This window comes from Candidatus Amarolinea dominans, from assembly GCF_016704685.1.
Lineage (GTDB): Bacteria > Chloroflexota > Anaerolineae > SSC4 > Amarolineaceae > Amarolinea > Amarolinea dominans.
In genome coordinates, this window is the sequence record NZ_JADIZS010000045.1 from 23736 (window position 1) to 40535 (window position 16800).

Genomic DNA, 16800 nt, shown 5'->3' on the forward strand with positions numbered 1-16800 from the left:
CGGAAAGGAATGAGGGATGACAAAGAAGAAGGATGATTTGCTGGAAGCGCATGTGCGGTTTGAGTTGGAGCGGCTGCGCGGGGAGAAATTGCCGGCGACGCTGGCGGAGGAAGTGGCGGACGTTTTTGCCTGGCTGGGGCACGTGCGGCTGCACGAGGTGGTGAGCGCAGACCAGGTGGTGGACTGGATCGGGCGCAATGTGATCGAGAGGCCGATTTCGCCCGAACTCGTGGACGAGATTCGGGAAAACGTACTGTTTGTGCATGAATTCCTGACGAACGATGACGCCCGCGTCGCGTCGCTCCTGCCGCGCGGGGTGTTCGATCAGCTCGTTGACAACATCATCGGCCTGGAGGACCTGCGCCGCGAGATCACCCACCAGGTTATCTCAAGCTCCGTTTATGGGGTGCTGATCTCCAATGTCCTCTACCGCGGCATCAAGGCCTTTGTGCTGACCGAAAATGCCCTGGCGAAAAACATCCCCGGCGCATCGTCGCTGCTCAGGATGGGACAGAATGCCTTGAACGCCGGCGCGCCAACCCTGGGAAGGAGTATTGATAAGCAGTTACTCGCCTTCATCAGCGCGAATGTCCAGGAGACCATCCGCGAGAGCGAAACCTTCCTGAACACGACCCTGGATGCCAGACTGATGCGCAAGTGGAGCGAGGAGGTGTGGGCGGCAAATGCCGAAACGGAGATGGCCGAACTGGCCGGCTATGTGGATACCGGGTCCCTGGAGGCGATGGTGCAGATTGGCCTGAACTTCTGGCTGCACTTCCGCGCCACGCCGTTGTTTGCTGAGCTGATGGCGGGGCTGGTGCGCAACTTCTTCCGCGTCCATGGGGAAAAGGACGTCCGCGCGTGGCTGGCGGCCATGGGCGTCACGCAAGCCATCGTCACGCATGAGGTGACGCTCTTGGCCGCGCCGGTCGTGGAGGCTGCGCTGCGGAGCGGTTATGCCGAAAAGCGTATCCGGCGCCGGCTCGACGCCTTCTACACCGCCTACTTCGCGGCCTGATCGCGGCGCGCCGGCCTGAGACCATCGTTCTCCCCCCAGTGCTCTGCTGCCAGCCGCAGCGCGGAGTCCGAACGATAGCCATGCAGAACTTTGATTAGATCGGGGACCAGGCCATCCAACTCGCGCAGGGTCCGGACGCGCTGGTCGGCGTCAATCAGCTCGCGTGCTTCCAGGAACCTGAGCCAGGCCGGGAGCATCTCGAACAGGGCTGCGGCTCTGTAAGGCTGCGAGCTGAGGAAACTCAACAGACGAGCCAGAAAACGATCCATCGTGTCGTGGTCGGGGCAGAGGGGATGCACTGGCGCCGATGCGCGCGCTTTGGGCCTGGCCTCCCTCCTGCCGTTCGCGTCGTTCAACTCCCCGGCGTGGCGCTTCAAGATGTATCGTTGAATCTGGTCGCGCGCGATCTCCCCTTTGGCATACGGCACGCCTTCCGCGCGACGCAGGTAGCCCAGGAATTCGACGGTCAGGTAATACAGATTGGTTCGGCCATCGTCCGCCGAGAGTCCCGGTGCGCCCTTGCGCCGCCGGTGCGGCGTGAGGGTGAAGTCGTCCAACGTCCAGCGCCGTTCGGCCTGCCCGGTGATGTGCGCCAGGAATTGGGCCGCATCCCCTGGCTGCAAAATTGCGCAATCAAAGGCGGCGCTCAGCGCCTCCAGTTCGGCGGCGTGCGGGGCTGCGGTGCGCTCCAGGTAGTCGAGCCTCGCGTACGTCAGCGCACGTTCGGCAAATGCAGTGACCGCCCACTCGAAGTATTCGCCGGCATCCCGCACCAACGGACAGGCGCGGCGCATGGCCTCAGTAACCACCGACAGGTGGCCGTGGTAAGCCAACTGGTCGAGGGTGCCGCTGACGGTGTCGAGATCTTCGCCGGCTGTGTCGGCCAGCTCATGGGCCAGGGCCGGCAGCGCGTCCATGCGTCCGGCGGCCAGGGCGTTCGAGATCAGCCAGCCGGCGTAGAAATGGGCATCGTGGGCGTAAACGTCCGGCTGGCGCTGGCGCAACAGGGCGAGCAACGCATCGAAGCGATCGCGCTCGCCGCTGGCCACGCTGGCTTGGTAGATGACGTTGAGCATCTCGAAGGCGCTTTCGTTATCCATCGCCCCCTCATCCAGCGTCGCCAGGAAGATGGCGATTTGGTCTTCGTCATTTTCTGCCGCTTCGAACTCTGCCCAGCGCGTATCGAAAAAGGAGGAGTCGGTTATGGCGTCTGCCTCAGCTTCCGTCTCTGGCCCATCCCCCAGCGCGTCGTCCGTCCCGGCAGCGGGCGGGAGGTGTTGCACTGCGGGCAACGGTGGCGGAAGCGATGCGGCGGCCGCCTGGCGCACCGCGCGCTCGGCCTCCACTTGAGCCCGCCGGGCCTCTTCATCCTTCTTCAGACAACACTTCTTGTACTTCTTGCCGCTGCCGCAAGGGCAGGGATCGTTGCGACCGACCATGATCCACCTCTCTTCGCGTGCTCTGTGTTCTTCGTAAGGCTTCGTGTCTCCGTAATCCAACGGCTCACAGCGCCCAGGCCGGAATGGACTGGGCCGCGGCCGTGAGCGGCAGCAGTTACTCCGCCAGACAGATGACGCCGCCCGGGCCGACGGGCAAACCGAGATGCGCCAGCGCTCCGAAATGCCGGACATCATCCCGACCCGGCGCGGCGGTTTTCTTGATCTGCAGGGGATAAGCGATGCCATCCTGCACGATCAGCAGATCAATCTCGCCGCCATGTCATGGGCAAAGGCAATCATTTCAACGCTAACTCCCTCTTTCGCGCTTCGCGATCTTCGTGCTTCGTATGCTTCGTGCCGCTTCGCGTCTTCGTGCTCCAAACACCCCGCGCTCCCCGCCGCTAGGCTGCCCTTCTCAGCCTCGACGCCAAACCTGGTGGAACTCGCCTAGTGTAGTGTTTCTCTCTTGACTTCGCAGCCACCGTTCGGTTATAATGACAGCAATCCAGTGATCTGGAGGTGGAAGGCATAACGCCTTGGCCCTTCGGGGCCCTTTTTATGGCAGCTTCAATTCCAGCTTCTGGTGCCATCGTTTCATCTGCTTTCGGGTAACTGGCTCACATTCCCCAGGTATATCACGATTCTGGAGTCCTCCCTAACGCGCAACCAGACGTCAGTCAGGTCAGGTGACACATCAAATGGCAATGCGATGCCCAATTTTAGCCCCGGGTTAATGTCATCGTACAAGTGCCCAGCCTGGAACTGCCATGCGGCGCCCAGAACCGCATCATCGAACGGATCGAACTTGTAAGTCCGCCCCCGCGTATCTTGCAGGTAGAAATTGAGACTGCGCAGGGGCGTCGCAGTTCCGGATCCCGTATTCCGAAACTCAACGAGCGGGATGAGGTAGGTGCCTTGGGCAAAGCGCGCGTCATCGTAGAAATAGACTGACTTGGCGCGCTTCACATCGTAAAGGCGCAGTCCCCAGCTCTTCACAATGAACTCCTGCTCGGGCCGCGTGAGTGGCAGGGACGTTGGCTTGGCCGGCGGAGAAGTTGGTGCAGGGGGCGGTGTTGGAATGTTCTGTGCTACAGCCACCTGCGTCAAGCGGACCGCTCGTCTTGACAACCGAAGCCGCAATCCATCCCTGTTTGTCACCATACGAGATTTGCCACCAGGATGAATCCGCGTTACGCCCCAGAATATCATAGCGCTGTCCGGCGCTCGCCTTGCCGACAATAGGATAACTCGTGCCTGGTCCCGACCGTATGTTGCTCGCATTGGATGCAATCGCCGCCGGTTTGTCAGGCGTATTTGCCGGCCGCGGATTAGACGAAACGAGCGAAACCCAAACGCTCCATATCTTACCGCCGATAGCATCGGTCTCTACCCTGACAGCATAGCCATTTACATTGGTCCATGCGACTGCAATTAGGGCTGATACGTCCGGTGGTTCGGCGATAAAGTCAACCCCGACACGTCTAAGGATCACAGGCCATTCAGACAAAGCGTAGTTGTACTTTTCCAGCCCACTGAACAACTGCACGCCTTTGGCAATACCGGTCTTGTCGTAATCAACGTAGAGAAGGTATTCTTGTATCTTGTAAGTGCGGGACTCGCCGCCCTCCGGAATCGCATCCACCGACCCTCGATCAATTTGGACAATATCCAGGGGTTTTCCCAGGGTACCCTCGACCTCTGCAACTTTAGCGCCCAAAATCGCTGGTGCATTGACGATCAGGTCGTTCGTATTGTCTGCAGTCGGTGTCTCCGTTACGGTAGGTGTATCAGTCGGTACGGGGGTATCGGTTGGGAGAGACGTCGGAGTGTCAGTTGCCGTTGGCGCCGGCGTCTCGGTGGGAGCAGATGTCGCCGTAGGCGCTGTCGTTTCAGTCGGCTTAGGGGTGTCGGATGGGGCAACTGCGACTGCCGTATTTGCTGCCGACCTTTGGGCTTCAGCGGTTAGGGTCGCCCGCACCTGCTTGGCGACCGTGGCCGCGATGCTTTTTTCGTCACTGGTGCGTGATGTTTGTCCACAAGCCATCTGGAGCAAAATCATCATGCCGAGGGCGATCATAATCGGATAACGCTTTTGGGACAGCATACTCTTCCTCCGTTTCCAGCTACTACTTCTGCACTCGTTCTTGTGATCTGGCAGCCAGCAGCTCGGCCAGATTGACGCCTTCGACGGCCACCTCACCCTGGCGCTCCGCCGCGATCCACAGGGATAGCACCAGGCTGTGCATTGAGCGGAAGCTGCATAACCCGCTGATCGAACGCCTGCGCGACGCCGTGTGGGCGGCGGTGGATCGCCTGCGTGAAGAACCACCGCAGCGCTGAGGCCCTACGCCGCCCCTCTCCGTAAAGCCAGGATGTGGGGGAGCACCACATGACTAGTGCGAGATCCGAACGGTTTCACAAACCTCTCGGATATCGCAATCTTGGCAGCGCACAGCGGGCAGCGTTCCTTATTTGAGTTCTCGCGCGCCGACATGGTTTCCCCGGGGAAGTGATGCTGTCAGTTTGCTACCATGGTATCCAAAGCCAGGATTTCCTTCTTCACATAGCTGCGAAACACCTTTACATCGGTGAAACAACGGAAACCCGCTGCGCTCGCCAATTCCAGAGTCTTCATCTGTTCATTCAACAAGAGGGCGACCGGTTCGCTGAAGCCGGTCTGGATGCCCTCGGGCCATGCCAGGTCGAGCAGCGCCTTGAGAGCGCCCGTCTCGGCATCAACAATCTCATAGAGCATTTCGCCTTCGGGCAAGCCCTGTTCCGTCACCCAAATGTTCTCCTCCAACAGCACGGCTTCTTCGTCTTTATCGTCAATGCCACCCGAAACACTGATGATTTCGACGGCGGCTGGCGCCGCGACTGACGGCATTGCCTCAAGTGGTCCCACATGGCTGCTCGTCAGCAAGCTATCGAGGAATACGTTGGCCGCTTTCGCCAGCAGACGCTGGCGTTCGGCCAGAAAGTCAGCGTAGTTTTCAATGCGCCACAGCTTGGGGTCCATAGGCACCCACTGCGACGATAATGCGCCAGGGTGGCTGGCCTCAATCTGCGGGAAGTAGACTTCGGGTAGGGTATTGCTGATGTCAAGATTGGTGGCCTGCGTCAGGAAGCAGTAGTTTGCCAGTGAGTTGACCTTAGGGCGGTCATGCCCGCGCGCATAGAGCTGCGACTTGGGAAAGATGTGGTGAATCTCCAGCCGGCTGGTTTTGCCCAATAGATTGGCCTTGAGCGGCAGCCCCGTGTCCCAGTCCCGCGCCTCCCCGACGCGCGTCAGCATGTAGAGCATCGGATAAAAACGGGCGCCCACGCTCCAGTTGGCGAAGTTGTCGGGACGCACCTCGAGATCACTGCGCCAGGTGCGCAGTTGGTCTATGAGCCGGTCCAGGGCCTCGGCGTGATTCTCCATCGCCGTCAAGTCCTGCATCAACATGGATTCGGTGGAACCGGCATAGCGCCCCACAGCAGTGTATGCACATACCAGTAGAGCAGTTTGTCGCGTTGCTGTGCGCTGGATAATTTGCCGCCGTTTTCCACGACGTAGCGGCTCATGATCGGGAACGCGTAGCGCCCGCCCAGTACTCGCTCGTGATCCAATCCCAAGCGGCCACTGACGATATTGAGCAGATAATCAATGGCCTTCTTCGCTTGCTTCAAGCCCTGCTGGAATCCAGCGGTGTCGACGTCCTTGAGCGCCGAGAAGAGCGCCTTACCCGTCACCACGACGTTGACGTTGCGCAGCAGCCAATCCAGGCTGAAATCAAAGCCGGACCTGGCCCACTTGCCAAGCGCTGAACGCAGTTCTTCGCGCGCGGGAGGCCATTCCGCGCAGACGCGCGCCAGCGCCAAATCACCTTTTGATAGCTTAGTGCCTCCGCTATTGACGCGGTTGAAGATGTCCACCACCACGTCCACCGTCTTGTCCGGTCCAGCGACCTTCTCGATGTGAACCTGGATCTCTCCGATAGTGTAAAGCCGGTTGAGGCGGCCGAGGTATACTCTTGGGCGTGAGGCTTCAGCGCCTCGTTCTGGTAGATGCCGTCGATGAAGGGGCCCATGCTGAGCTTCATCAACTCGGTGACGTTGATCCAGCGTGGGTCGCTGCCCATCTTCACAGGTCCATAGAACTCGAAGGATTCGTCCTCGAGATTGAAATAGAGACCGGTGAAGGCGCTGGCGTTGCCCTCGAAAAAGGAGGGTGGCGCCCCCCGGATGATGCCGTAGAGCGTCGTCACCCGCTGTTGTCCATCGAGGATCAACTCGACGGTGCCGGCGGACAGCGGATGGTCGCCGCGCGCATCGGCGCTCTCGGTCTTCGTGATCCACACCAGCAGCCCACCCACAGGATACCGGCGGTAGAGTGACGCCATCAGTCACGCACCTGATTGCGGTTCCACACATAGCCGCGCTGAAATTCAGGCAGCGCCATCGCACCAAGATCAATCTGATTAAGAATCGTATTGATTTCCATCTGATCTTCCTTTCACACCAGGCTGGATATTTGTGCCTATACCGGCGCCCAAAACGGGCTCGCCAGCACGTCGAACGTCATGTTCTCCACCATCTCATCCTGCGGAATCAGTGCGATCCTGGTCGTCACCCATCTTGCCCGGCAGGCATTATCGGGTAGCGATCAACTTCGGCGCCTCGTCGTTGGTCATGACGGTGTTTTTGCCCTGGTCTTGCGCTCATCCGCCAAACGCCTCCAGCTTCCCCAACACCTTCTCCGCCTCCTCCCGCGCAACCGCGGACGGCGCCTGCACAATGAACGCCTGCAGCGTCGCGATCACCGTGCTTCCCCCCATCCCCAGCAGCGACAGGCTGGCCAGCCAGCGCAGTTGCTCGTCCTCGTCGCCCAGCGCGGCCACCAGCTCGCCGATGGCCTCTGAAGTCTGTTTGCGCCCCAGCGTGAGCAGCCGGCCGAGTCGTTCGCTGCGATTGCCCTGCGGCGGCGTGGGGATCATGACCGGCTGGGCCGCGGGTTCCGGCCGCGCAGCCGGACGCACGGGTTCTGCCCTGGGCGGCGTGGTGGCAGGGGCAGCCGGTGCGCCGAACAGGTCGGACTGCCCGGCGTTCGCCTGGGGCTGCGCCGCAGGCGCCGGCCTGGCAGGTGATCCGGGAGCCGGGGGCCTGGCGGGCTGGGCGATTGCCTGGTACGTGCGACCCGTTTCGGCGACCCGGCCAGGCGTCGCCGCCATTTCCTCCCGGTAGTTGCGCACAACGACCGGCCCCAGCTCCGCCTCCAGCCGATCCCACGCCTCCAGCACCAGCCGCCGCGTGCGATACTCGCCGAACGCCTTGATTTCTTTCTCCTTCAGCACCCGGAAGGTCTCGCCGGGGAAATCCGGGCCGTACACGTCCTTGGGGTCGAGGATGTAGCGCAGCTCGTCGCGCGTCAGGCCATAGAGCCGGGCGTAGTAGGCGTCAAGTTCGGCGCGCAGGAGTGCGCGGCGACCGTCGTCCCATTTGGCCGGCGCGAACGGCGCGGGGCACGCGTCGCCGCCGGCCCAGTCGGGCGGGTTCCAGGGATGGCCACCCGTGGCCTTGAACCAGGCTTCGTGCTGTTCTTCCAGCTTCGCCCGCAGCGCCTCGTCGGCATCGGCCCACAGGTCAGCCGCGAATGGCGCCATGTCCCAGGCGGTGTAGACGGCGCCCATGCCGCCCCGCTCAAGCCGCTCAAAGCCGACCATCATCCATCGCCCGCCGCCAGCCAAAACGACCGGCCGACCAGGGTGACGAACGCCACGCCACAGCAGAAAAGGGCAACGATCACGGCGACCTGTGCAATCTCCATGCGCCCCATCCGCTTGTTAATCTTCTGAATCACTCCATCGTTGAGCATGGTCTGTCTCAGTTCAGATATCAGCCTCCAACCAAGATCACAGGCGAGTAACTCTGAGGTCGTTGCAACGAGTGCATAGCCGCCCTGCGACGGCTAGAGATATAGGCCCTGGGTCGCCGAGCCTCCTACTCCCACGTCCTAATCCTGAATCCCAAACTCGCTGCATTCTCGGACACCGCGCGCTTGATTTCATCCGACACGCCGCCGGGAAACTCCGCGCTGATCTCCACTGTCACCTTAACGCTCGCCTGCGCATCATTGGCCAACACTCTGATGATCTCATCCGCGATCAGCAGCAGCCGCACCTTCGCCGCGGTCGCATTCACGTCAACGGTCCCGATGAAGGCGTGCGCCTTTGCCGACCCGCCCGGCGTGGACACTGTAGCCACCCCAGGTGTCGAGCTTGGAGCTTCGGAAATGATTCCTGGCCCCGTTCCGCCTGTGGCAGTCGGGTACCTGATGCCGCCGACCGGCGCTGCCGCGGGAGTCGCCTGCGCCACCTCATACGCCTGCGCCGCCTCCGGCTCGATCAGCAGCAGCGTGTCATCGAACTGCACATTAGCATCGCCCAGCTTGAACCCGTCATACTTCCCCTCGTGCTGCCCGTAGGCCGTGCCGAAGAAATCCCGGCTGGCTGCGCCCTTGACAATCGCCTGTTCCAGCACCTTGCGCGTTTTCAACCGCGGCAGATAGAGGTAGCGCAGCGTATCTTCCCAAAAAACCATGGCGCCGACAGCCGGCTTATCGGCCTTCCAGTACAGTCGCTGCAAGTGACTGCGCAGGTGGATGGGCGACCAGGCGCCGATCACCAGCTCATTGTCCACACAGACGCGCTCGATCTCGCTGCCCAGGGATGAGCCGCCGCTGTTCAGCGGGAAGGCCTCGACCGTCGGCTTGGGATCCGTGGCCGCATGTTGCGCGGGGCAGAGCAGCCACCTGTAACACTCGCGGGCGGTCCCCGGCAGCACGTTCTCGGCCGTCTGCAATTCTTTCTCAGCTTGCCGCTTCTGAAGTTGGTCAACGTTCAGGCGGCCGTCCCTGATGTCCTCCACAATCGAACCCCAGGCCAGCGCCACTTTGATGCTGTCGCGCAGGTGCGCCAGCACGCCGTGATCGGAAGCCAGAAAGATCAGCCGGTTGCCACGGTAGCGTGGTTTGGCGCCGTTGTTGCGGGCGCTGTCCAGCACCGCGTCGAACGCCACGCGCGGCTCCTCGCGCGCATAGAAAACCTCCGGCGTCAGGATGATGAGACGCAGCGCGCTGTCGTCCGGCACATCCGCATGCGGCGTGAAGATGTGGATGCCGTCGAAGAAGGTGGCGCCGGCGGTCAGTCTCTTGAGCACCTCGGCCAGTTTGACGCGGACGTCAGCCTTGTCGTCGAAGCGCGACTTCCGGTCCTCCATCTCACGCCGCAGATTGGTGCGGGTGTCGAACCAGAAGCGCGTCGAGGCCAGCGCTGTTTCGCCGGAGCTTTTCAGATAGTGCAGTCGGTCGGTGAGTCGGTTGAGCGCGTCGGAGTACGTGGAGGAGGTCTGGCCGGGCTGCAGGCAGCCGAGCAGCACACGCGCACGGTCAATACCGCGGATGCCGGCCTTCGTGGACACTGAAGCGGGTGCGCTCCCCAGGAAGATCGTGCGCGCCACGCGGCGGGCCGCATTCACCGCGCCGAAACGCGGCTCCTTGCTCTCCAGCTCGGTCGTTTCCGCACGCTCACCGTCAATGTCCTTTTCCACCACCGGATCCCAGCCCGCCGGCAGGTAGTACATGAGTTCGTTGCGTGTGCTGCCATCATACAACGGCAGGCTGCCGGGCATGATCATCAGGTCCCTGTTGTCGTCCTTCCACAGCCGGTAGATCAGTTTGGCCATCAGCTTCAAAACGCCGCGCGTGCGCTGGAAGCCTTCGATCGTCGTCCAGTCTTCGTAAAGCCGATCGAACACTTCCGGGTGAATCGGATACGCCTGCGCCAGGCGGTCGAAGTAACGCTGCTCCTGGGTTTCGCTGGGCAGCCTGGCCCCTTCGGCCACATACGCGTCTGCGAACGCTCGACAGACCGCCGCACGGCCCTGTTCGTCACGGATTGGCTCGAACAGGCGTCGCCGCACGATCTCGAAGGCCTCTTCGGTGGCCACGGGCTTCCACAGCGCCTGCACACGTCCGAAGGTTTTTTCCAGCGCCCGCAGGGCAGCCATGCCGCGCTGGCTGCCTGCTTCCACCTCCGATTCGGGCAAGGAGGCCAGAAGAACGGCGTTGGGAACCAGCTTGCACGCTTCGGTGAGGGCCTGGACGAAGGACAGGTTACTGTCGAACGTGCCGCCGCTCAGCGGCTGGCCGGCCTGAAACTGACGAATATAGGCGAGCAGCTCGTCAACCAGCACCACGCAGGGCGCATAGGCGGCCAGCAGCGTTTGGAGCACGGCCTTGCCGGGGGAAGTGCCGGTGGCGTCGGCGTCCTTGAGCTGGTCGAAGGCTTCTTCGCCGCCGAGCTGCCAGGCAAGCTCGCCCCACAGCGTGCGCACGGTGTGCTTGCCGTGCAGCCAGGGCTGGCCGGGGGCGTGGGCCTGACCGTCCAGCACCGCGACGCGGGCCTTCGGTACGTCCATCAGGCCGGCCTGGTCGAGCAGAGGCGGGATGCCGGCCAAATCGCCCAGCGCGCAGTGCCGCGTGGCGAGATGGTAGACGGCCAGCATGGTGTGCGTCTTACCGCCGCCGAAGGCCGTCTGCAGCTGGATGACCGGCTCGCCGCCCTGGCCGTTCAACCGCTGCGCCACCTGGATCAGCAGCAGGCGCATGCCCTCGGTGATGAAGGTGCGCTGGTAGAAGGCCGCCGCATCCTGGTACTCCCGCGTGGCCCCGCCCGTGCGCACCGCGGTGATGTCGGCGGCAAACTCCGATTGCTGAAACGTGCCTTCCAACACGTCCGGATGGGGGACGGCTACTTCTCGCCAGGGTTTCATAGGCAGTGCTCCTAGGTTTAAAACTCCCGAACTGGCTCGGTCGGAGACCGGCCAGAGCGGGAAGTTATTGTTTGACAAGCCATTAGGCTACGCTCCACGGCACTCCGGCCGCGGGGGTGTTCGCGATATTCAAGACCAGCGGGTTTGGATCAATGGTATTGACCAATTGTTTGAGTTGCTGGAGCACGCTGGCCGAAAATCCGGCCGGAAACAGCACCGAATGAGGCCCCACGTGAGGCTCCAAATGCAGCACGACCCGTTTGGCAGGCGCTGCCAGCGCGTTGGTCGCATGGTTTTTTTCAGCGGCGTCAGCCGCATTGAGCGCAGCGTCTGCCAATCCAGTCACAGTATCCCGCACCTTGTCCGCCACGGTTTTTGGCAGCCCCGCAATGTTCGATGGCCTTGGCGGCTGGGTGATAATGCGAAAGTCTTTTGCTTCGATCAGCCACGTGGTCGTCGAAGCAGCCACACTTTCAACAGCCACCACATCAATGCCCTTTTGCCTGCCGGCTGCATTCCAGACAGTCGTGTAGTGTTGCCAAGTGTCATAACGTTGCGCTACGACTGTTGGTGCGAAGGTGAACCGTAGGGAATCAACTTGAAGATGCGACACGCTGGGTTTACCTTTCGTTCTCGTTGGTAGTAACCATGAGGCCCATCTCGGTGTCAATGTATCGCTCCGATTGAACCAGATCTTCATCCAGCGCCGTGATGCTCCCAATTTCATCCAGACTGTCGGACACTTTCACTATGACTGCATCGTCTGCGGCATGAAGACCAAAGTAGCGTGTGTCCAATTTCGAAAATTCTTGGGTGTGCAGAATGTGCAACTCGCGTAAGAGAAAGAGGCTGTGGGTGGCGACAAAGACTTGAATGCCGTTCCGGCTGATTTGCAGAATTGTGCGCGCAACCAGCCGGATCAGTTTAGGGTTGAGGTTAGCCTCGGGTTCATCCCAAAAAAGAAAGCCCGTGTCCAAGAGCGAACCAGTGGCGACCAAGCGCGCCAGCATTGCCAGCTTACGTAGCCCCTCGGCGACAAGATGCACCTCCATGCTTCCCGTTTTGGTATTGAGGTAGAACCGCCCTGATCTGTCGAGTTCGACACTGCCGCCCATCGCCATCTCCAATGGTTCCAGTAAATCTCTAATGCGCTTTTCACGAGGACCTTTAGCCAAGAGGGCGCCGAGCAGAATGCAGGTGTCGCGCCATGTGTCATCAAATTCGTTATAGGTGGTTTCATAAAGCGACACAAAGCCTGGATAGACCGTCAGTAGTTCTCGCGTTGGCAAGTAGACCGGCAGTTTGTCGAGCCAGGTCGTAGGCGTCTGCTCGATGCCCACCTCACTCTTGCTGGCCGTGTTGAACGACACCTTGCAATCCAGTTCTGGTCGGAAGAAGGCCCAGCTAATCTCACAACGACTGCGACCAGCCTGCCGTCGCGCCAACCGTCCCAGCGCATCAGGTTTGAATACGTCACGCAGTTTTTTGGCGATGGCACTTTGTAGATAGGCTTTGGTGGGTGTACTGGAAGCAGATTCTTTTTCACCCCGTGCACTGACATACGCCATGACATAGGCAGCCTTCAGAATCTGCGTCTTCCCCAGTCCATTTTCGCCGACAATGACATTTAGGTTTCGACCAAACTCCAACGGCGTGTCTGGAAAAACGGTGAAGTTCTTGAAGGTAAGTGATTTCAACATAGTTCCTCTCCGAATTACTCGAACAACCTGCCCTGCTTCGCACCGGTTTCATCCCGGCTGACCGCGGCTTCGATCCCACTCCAGCTCGTGATCAGCTCGTTATACGCCCGCGCATCCTCCGCCCACCCCTGGCGCTCGCACAGCGTATACAGCCGATACGCCAGTTGCCGGGTGGCTTCCCCCTTGCCCCTGACCGCGCCCAGCAGACGGCCCGCACCGGTGTCGCCCTCTTGCTTCAGCGTGCGGATCAGGTGGTGCAGCGTCTCCCACACCGGGTTGCGGGTGTCGGTCTGTGGATCCCACCCGGCCGGATATTCCGACCACTTGCGCAGACGCACGCTGCCGCCGCCGGCTTCCAGCACGCCCGCGGCCTTCATGCCGTCCACACTCGTACCCTTCGCCCGCGCCAGCACATCGGCCTGCCCGAATACTCCATCTTTCCAGCCGTGCTGCTCGAACCAGTGCAGGCAGAACTGCGTGTCCACGTCGAAATCGTCCTCGGCCAGGAAGCGGTTGATCAGTTGCAGCGCCGTGCGCACGCTCATCGGCGTGCCGTCCGCCTCCAGCACAGCGGCGTATTTCGAGAAGACGGCCATGCCCGGCCCGATGATCGCCTGCGAAAGGTCCACCGGGGCCACGGGCGAACGCTCGTCGCCGGAACCTTTGGTCATCTCGTCGAGCGCCTCGGGCAGCACGCCGTTCAACTCGCGGATGAACTCGCGGCGGGAAATGGAGGGCGCGTCGGCGGGGCGCTTGCGGCAGACGAGGACGATGCTCGAAGCGAGGGCGTTGGCGCGTTATCCCTGACTCTACCGGGGCGTTCTGTTCTTATGGGCCAGGTGCCGCAGACCGCAAAGCCGGCGCGCATAACCGCGTCAAGAAAGGTCTCCCAACCGGCGCTGGTGGAATCGTCAGCACCATCGCTCTCTGACTGTTTGAAGGCGTAGTAAATCGTCACCGGGAAAGCGGGATGGGCCTGCTCGGCCAGGTAATGCATGGCCCGTGTCATTCCATCGAGGAAGAACACCTCGGCCTTTTCCTTGCTACCGTGACGATAGGAAGTGGCTACCAACTCCTCAGCCTTTGGAACGGCAAGCGTGGCGAAAAGGCCGGGAAAGATGAGCCTGAGCGTGCGGCGAAACCAAACATAGAAAAAATCTGAGAGATCAGCGTAGCCGATGTTATCGTAGTATGGCGGATCGGTACTGACTAGAACATTGAGATGGTTTGAACCGGAGGCAGCGTCTTGTTGAGTGACCATAGCAATGGGGGCACTGTCTGGTATCCCCTCCAACGCCCCAGCAACGATCTCCAAGGACTTCGCAAGGGAGCCTCCAATTTCGGAAAAGGGATTAACCTCGGTGTAATCCCAGACCATTGACAGCGCTTGTCGGCTGAAAAGCATCGATGGTCCGTCTTTCCTTTGAATCCCAAGGCACCAGTGAGTTTCCGTACATCAAATACTTATCAATCGAGAACGCGAGATAGATCGATACAGCCTCTGCATACGCCATGGCGCCAATACCGCCGTCGCGCAAGAGCTTGTCTTCATTTGGCCTTCCCGCTGCGATGGCCTCCTGCCGGATTTTTTCTCGTGTCTCGGCCATCAGATCGCTGAACGTTGTCGAGGCCACCAACTGCCGTGGGGTGAAAAGGTCTGCCCATCTGAGCAAACCGTACTCCTGGACACGAAAGCCCAACGCTTTATCGGGAAGTAGTGTTTCGGGTTTCCAATTAGGCTTAGCACTTTCAGCGATGGCCTCTATTTCCATTGTCGGTGCTAGATAAGTACGGCCGTTGGCTCCTTCCACCACCATAGCCATGAGCTTTTGGCCCATGCACCCCTGCTTTGCTTCTTCCCGCAGATAGGCGAAATCCATTGGGCTTCCTGAAAGCATGCACAGGAAAGGACTGCCCCTCCACCGGATTTCGTGCCGATCTTCGCCTTGATGGTGGCGTACCCAATCTTACCGCGAACCGGTAGCAGTCGCCCACGATGACCGGCTGCACGTACGCTTCTTTGCCCGCCTTGCTGGAGAGAATGAAGCTTGCAACCAGCGGTACATCCACATGCGAGAATACCGGGTTGGGACTCTTGACCGTGCGCGCCCACAGCCACGCGATCACGGTGAGTTTCTGGCCGATCAACGGCTTCAGGTCGGGCCGTTCCCGCGCCATCTCCGCCGTGATCTCTACCGGCGGATACAGTGGCCGATTCGCTTCTGCGCCTCCTCCCGCATCCAGGCGCCGTAGTAGCGCACGTCCTCCGGCAAGGCCGGCCGCGCCTTTCCATGCGCCTTGAGCCTCGCCGGCCTTCGGGGGCTTTGAAGTCTGAGGCCGGATGGACGGGCGGTCGGCCCGCAAACTTGGGCGGAATCTCGATCAGCGCCTTGTTGATCAGCACGGCCACGGGGTTGAGGTCCGAGGCGTAGGCTTCCAGCCCCGAGCGCTGCGCCTCCAGCGGGATAGCTCCACCGCCGGCGAAGGGATCGTGCAGCGCGGGCAGCTTCGTCCGGATTGAACAGCTCGGCGGCCTGGGGGTGGTCCCGGTTCAGCTCGCAGACCCGCGCCACGAGCGGCGGATTTCGGCCCGAGCTTTTTCCAGCACCGCTTCGTTGGTAGTGTTTTCCCACTCCACGAGATCTTCGATGATCTTGAAGAGCCGATTGCGGCTAGCCACCCACGAAGCCTTGAGATGCCCCGGGGATTTGGCCGGGGTTACTCCATCTCCCATTTCCATGATGGGTCATTCACCAACTGCGCGAAGATCACGGCCGCACCGCATTCAAGGGCTCGCCGTGCCCACCACTTGTGCATGCAGGGATTGCCACGATAGATATAGCTCTCTCGTACAGAGGCCGCATTGATCGCGTCCAGCGGCAGCGCGACCTCGATGAGTTTCTTGGGGGATTTGACAGGGTCAGTCATCAATCAATCCTCTCAAAGACCAGCGAAACGGTATGGTGGCCTGAACGCTGCTAACGTCTGCGGGATCGGTTGCGCGCGAATGGTAACGGCATAACCTTTGCGCTGCCAGGCAAGGGCAGGAACATTGAGGCCGAGAATACACGGTGTCGTCAGCTTGCTGCGCCTCGGCCTCGGTCAGCCTCAACGCGGGTGCAAGTCTCCCGTCAAGTGCGCTCAAGGCAAAGTAGCGGTTGCAATGACCGTGGTTCCCACAGGCAACACTTGGTCTTGCTTCTGGTGACCACAATGGTCAGGCTGGCTGCAACTGTGGGCCAGGTTAGCATACGCAAAGGTAAGTTGAGGATGCTGGCCTCGTGACTTGATATGCTCGATGTGACCATCTTCCTCTTCGAGCCGACTTTCGCAATAGACGCAGAGCCCTTGTTGCTCCAAATTGAGTTGGCGTCGAAGCATGGGACGGACCGCATCGAAGGTGGCGGTTTCCCATGGGCCGCCGGGATGCCGTCCGCGGTATGCGCGCAACTCAGTCGGTTCGGGTAGTGCGTGCTGGAGTTCGATCATAGGTTTTTAGCCGTGGCGTTGGCGGCCTTGTGAGCCAGGAATTTGAACAGGGGCTTGCTCGGCATCGCCGAATTCATAGCCCGCAGCATCCAGGCGTTCTTTGATCTGGCGGGCTTGCGCGGAATCGGCGCGACCAGCGCGAGCAAGCTGTTCATAGGCGTGAATGTTGGGAAGGATGCCCGGGATTTCGGGGCGCGGATGAGTTCCCATGACATAGGCCAGCGCGTCCCCGGATTCGCGGGCGAGAGGACTGGTTGCAGGTTCACGGGCAGTCCACTTGCCGTTTTCGTCACATGCCAGGATGCGGATGTTTTCCTTACGAAGCGTGCTGAGCACTTGC

At 60.9% G+C, this 16800-nt stretch carries 17 protein-coding genes and 3 pseudogenes; 3 read left to right on the forward strand and 17 right to left on the reverse strand.

Annotated features, from left to right (window positions below):
* Window positions 1–16 precede the first annotated feature (16 nt).
* A complete protein-coding gene (locus tag IPF85_RS21710) occupies window positions 17–1018 on the forward strand; it encodes a hypothetical protein (protein WP_343410147.1) in 1002 nt (333 codons plus the stop codon).
* Here the strand turns inward: IPF85_RS21710 and IPF85_RS21715 are convergent.
* Window positions 1003–2457 carry an SEC-C metal-binding domain-containing protein gene (locus tag IPF85_RS21715; RefSeq protein ID WP_343410148.1) on the reverse strand — a complete coding sequence of 485 codons (1455 nt, stop codon included), beginning with the start codon at window positions 2455–2457 and terminating at the stop codon, window positions 1003–1005. The genes IPF85_RS21710 and IPF85_RS21715 overlap by 16 nt on opposite strands.
* Window positions 2458–2620: 163 nt before the next feature.
* On the opposite strand from IPF85_RS21715, the gene IPF85_RS21720 reads away from it, so the two are divergent.
* Window positions 2621–2908 (forward strand): hypothetical protein, encoded by a 288-nt coding sequence (locus tag IPF85_RS21720; protein WP_343410149.1) that lies wholly within the window; start codon window positions 2621–2623, stop codon window positions 2906–2908.
* 143 nt (window positions 2909–3051) lie between these two features.
* Here IPF85_RS21720 and IPF85_RS21725 read toward each other — a convergent pair whose 3' ends face one another.
* Together IPF85_RS21725 and IPF85_RS21730 are read right to left on the reverse strand one after the other, a co-directional pair.
* On the reverse strand, window positions 3052–3453 hold the full coding sequence (locus IPF85_RS21725; protein ID WP_343410150.1) for a hypothetical protein: 402 nt from the start codon (window positions 3451–3453) through the stop codon (window positions 3052–3054).
* Window positions 3389–4561: an SH3 domain-containing protein gene (locus tag IPF85_RS21730; RefSeq protein WP_343410151.1), complete on the reverse strand. Its 1173-nt coding sequence runs from the start codon at window positions 4559–4561 to the stop codon at window positions 3389–3391. The genes IPF85_RS21725 and IPF85_RS21730 overlap by 65 nt, the downstream gene beginning before the upstream one ends.
* 71 nt (window positions 4562–4632) lie before the next feature.
* Here IPF85_RS21730 and IPF85_RS21735 point away from each other — a divergent pair, with 71 nt between their 5' ends.
* Window positions 4633–4797: a hypothetical protein gene (locus tag IPF85_RS21735; RefSeq protein WP_343410152.1), complete on the forward strand. Its 165-nt coding sequence runs from the start codon at window positions 4633–4635 to the stop codon at window positions 4795–4797.
* Between the two features lie 178 nt (window positions 4798–4975).
* Here IPF85_RS21735 and IPF85_RS21740 read toward each other — a convergent pair whose 3' ends face one another.
* The 14 genes and pseudogenes from IPF85_RS21740 to IPF85_RS21805 form a co-directional block, all read right to left on the reverse strand.
* Window positions 4976–5881 carry a hypothetical protein gene (locus tag IPF85_RS21740; RefSeq protein WP_343410153.1) on the reverse strand — a complete coding sequence of 302 codons (906 nt, stop codon included), beginning with the start codon at window positions 5879–5881 and terminating at the stop codon, window positions 4976–4978.
* Between the two features lie 17 nt (window positions 5882–5898).
* Complete coding sequence (locus tag IPF85_RS21745) at window positions 5899–6387, reverse strand: hypothetical protein (protein WP_343410163.1); 489 nt, start codon at window positions 6385–6387, stop codon at window positions 5899–5901.
* Between the two features lie 272 nt (window positions 6388–6659).
* A pseudogene (locus tag IPF85_RS21750) lies at window positions 6660–6842 on the reverse strand (DUF262 domain-containing protein); the annotation flags it as partial.
* Between the two features lie 318 nt (window positions 6843–7160).
* Entirely contained in the window at window positions 7161–7670 is a 510-nt protein-coding gene (locus IPF85_RS21755; protein ID WP_343410162.1) for a HEAT repeat domain-containing protein, read from the reverse strand.
* A 45-nt stretch (window positions 7671–7715) separates the two neighbouring features.
* Window positions 7716–7937 (reverse strand): annotated as a pseudogene (locus tag IPF85_RS21760) (restriction endonuclease); the annotation flags it as partial.
* 224 nt (window positions 7938–8161) lie between these two features.
* Complete coding sequence (locus IPF85_RS21765; RefSeq protein ID WP_343410154.1) at window positions 8162–8314, reverse strand: hypothetical protein; 153 nt, start codon at window positions 8312–8314, stop codon at window positions 8162–8164.
* 125 nt (window positions 8315–8439) lie between these two features.
* Complete coding sequence (locus IPF85_RS21770; protein WP_343410155.1) at window positions 8440–11271, reverse strand: DUF499 domain-containing protein; 2832 nt, start codon at window positions 11269–11271, stop codon at window positions 8440–8442.
* Window positions 11272–11353: 82 nt separating this feature from the next.
* Window positions 11354–11884, reverse strand: coding sequence for a hypothetical protein (locus IPF85_RS21775; protein WP_343410156.1), 531 nt, complete (start codon window positions 11882–11884; stop codon window positions 11354–11356).
* 7 nt (window positions 11885–11891) lie between these two features.
* Window positions 11892–12971, reverse strand: a complete 1080-nt coding sequence (locus IPF85_RS21780) for an AAA family ATPase (protein ID WP_343410157.1) — start codon at window positions 12969–12971, stop codon at window positions 11892–11894.
* A gap of 14 nt (window positions 12972–12985) precedes the next feature.
* Window positions 12986–13642: a hypothetical protein gene (locus IPF85_RS21785; RefSeq protein ID WP_343410158.1), complete on the reverse strand. Its 657-nt coding sequence runs from the start codon at window positions 13640–13642 to the stop codon at window positions 12986–12988.
* A 29-nt stretch (window positions 13643–13671) separates the two neighbouring features.
* A complete protein-coding gene (locus IPF85_RS21790; protein ID WP_343410159.1) occupies window positions 13672–14376 on the reverse strand; it encodes a hypothetical protein in 705 nt (234 codons plus the stop codon).
* On the reverse strand, window positions 14324–14851 hold the full coding sequence (locus IPF85_RS21795) for a hypothetical protein (protein ID WP_343410160.1): 528 nt from the start codon (window positions 14849–14851) through the stop codon (window positions 14324–14326). Before IPF85_RS21795 ends, IPF85_RS21790 begins: the two co-directional genes overlap by 53 nt.
* 838 nt (window positions 14852–15689) lie before the next feature.
* On the reverse strand, window positions 15690–15899 hold the full coding sequence (locus IPF85_RS21800) for a DUF1156 domain-containing protein (RefSeq protein WP_343410161.1): 210 nt from the start codon (window positions 15897–15899) through the stop codon (window positions 15690–15692).
* A gap of 567 nt (window positions 15900–16466) precedes the next feature.
* Window positions 16467–16800, reverse strand: a pseudogene (locus IPF85_RS21805) (hypothetical protein); the annotation flags it as partial.

Coding starts and splice junctions, on each gene's coding strand:
- IPF85_RS21780 (WP_343410157.1), bottom strand. CDS start 12,971: ATGTTGAAATCACTTACCTTCAAGAACTTCACCGTTTTTCCAGACACG.
- IPF85_RS21765 (WP_343410154.1), bottom strand. CDS start 8,314: ATGCTCAACGATGGAGTGATTCAGAAGATTAACAAGCGGATGGGGCGC.
- IPF85_RS21755 (WP_343410162.1), bottom strand. CDS start 7,670: ATGGCGGCGACGCCTGGCCGGGTCGCCGAAACGGGTCGCACGTACCAG.
- IPF85_RS21795 (WP_343410160.1), bottom strand. CDS start 14,851: ATGGATTTCGCCTATCTGCGGGAAGAAGCAAAGCAGGGGTGCATGGGC.
- IPF85_RS21785 (WP_343410158.1), bottom strand. CDS start 13,642: ATGACCAAAGGTTCCGGCGACGAGCGTTCGCCCGTGGCCCCGGTGGAC.
- IPF85_RS21740 (WP_343410153.1), bottom strand. CDS start 5,881: ATGGAGAATCACGCCGAGGCCCTGGACCGGCTCATAGACCAACTGCGC.
- IPF85_RS21710 (WP_343410147.1), top strand. CDS start 17: ATGACAAAGAAGAAGGATGATTTGCTGGAAGCGCATGTGCGGTTTGAG.
- IPF85_RS21720 (WP_343410149.1), top strand. CDS start 2,621: ATGCGCCAGCGCTCCGAAATGCCGGACATCATCCCGACCCGGCGCGGC.
- IPF85_RS21800 (WP_343410161.1), bottom strand. CDS start 15,899: ATGACTGACCCTGTCAAATCCCCCAAGAAACTCATCGAGGTCGCGCTG.
- IPF85_RS21730 (WP_343410151.1), bottom strand. CDS start 4,561: ATGCTGTCCCAAAAGCGTTATCCGATTATGATCGCCCTCGGCATGATG.
- IPF85_RS21715 (WP_343410148.1), bottom strand. CDS start 2,457: ATGGTCGGTCGCAACGATCCCTGCCCTTGCGGCAGCGGCAAGAAGTAC.
- IPF85_RS21790 (WP_343410159.1), bottom strand. CDS start 14,376: ATGCTTTTCAGCCGACAAGCGCTGTCAATGGTCTGGGATTACACCGAG.
- IPF85_RS21770 (WP_343410155.1), bottom strand. CDS start 11,271: ATGAAACCCTGGCGAGAAGTAGCCGTCCCCCATCCGGACGTGTTGGAA.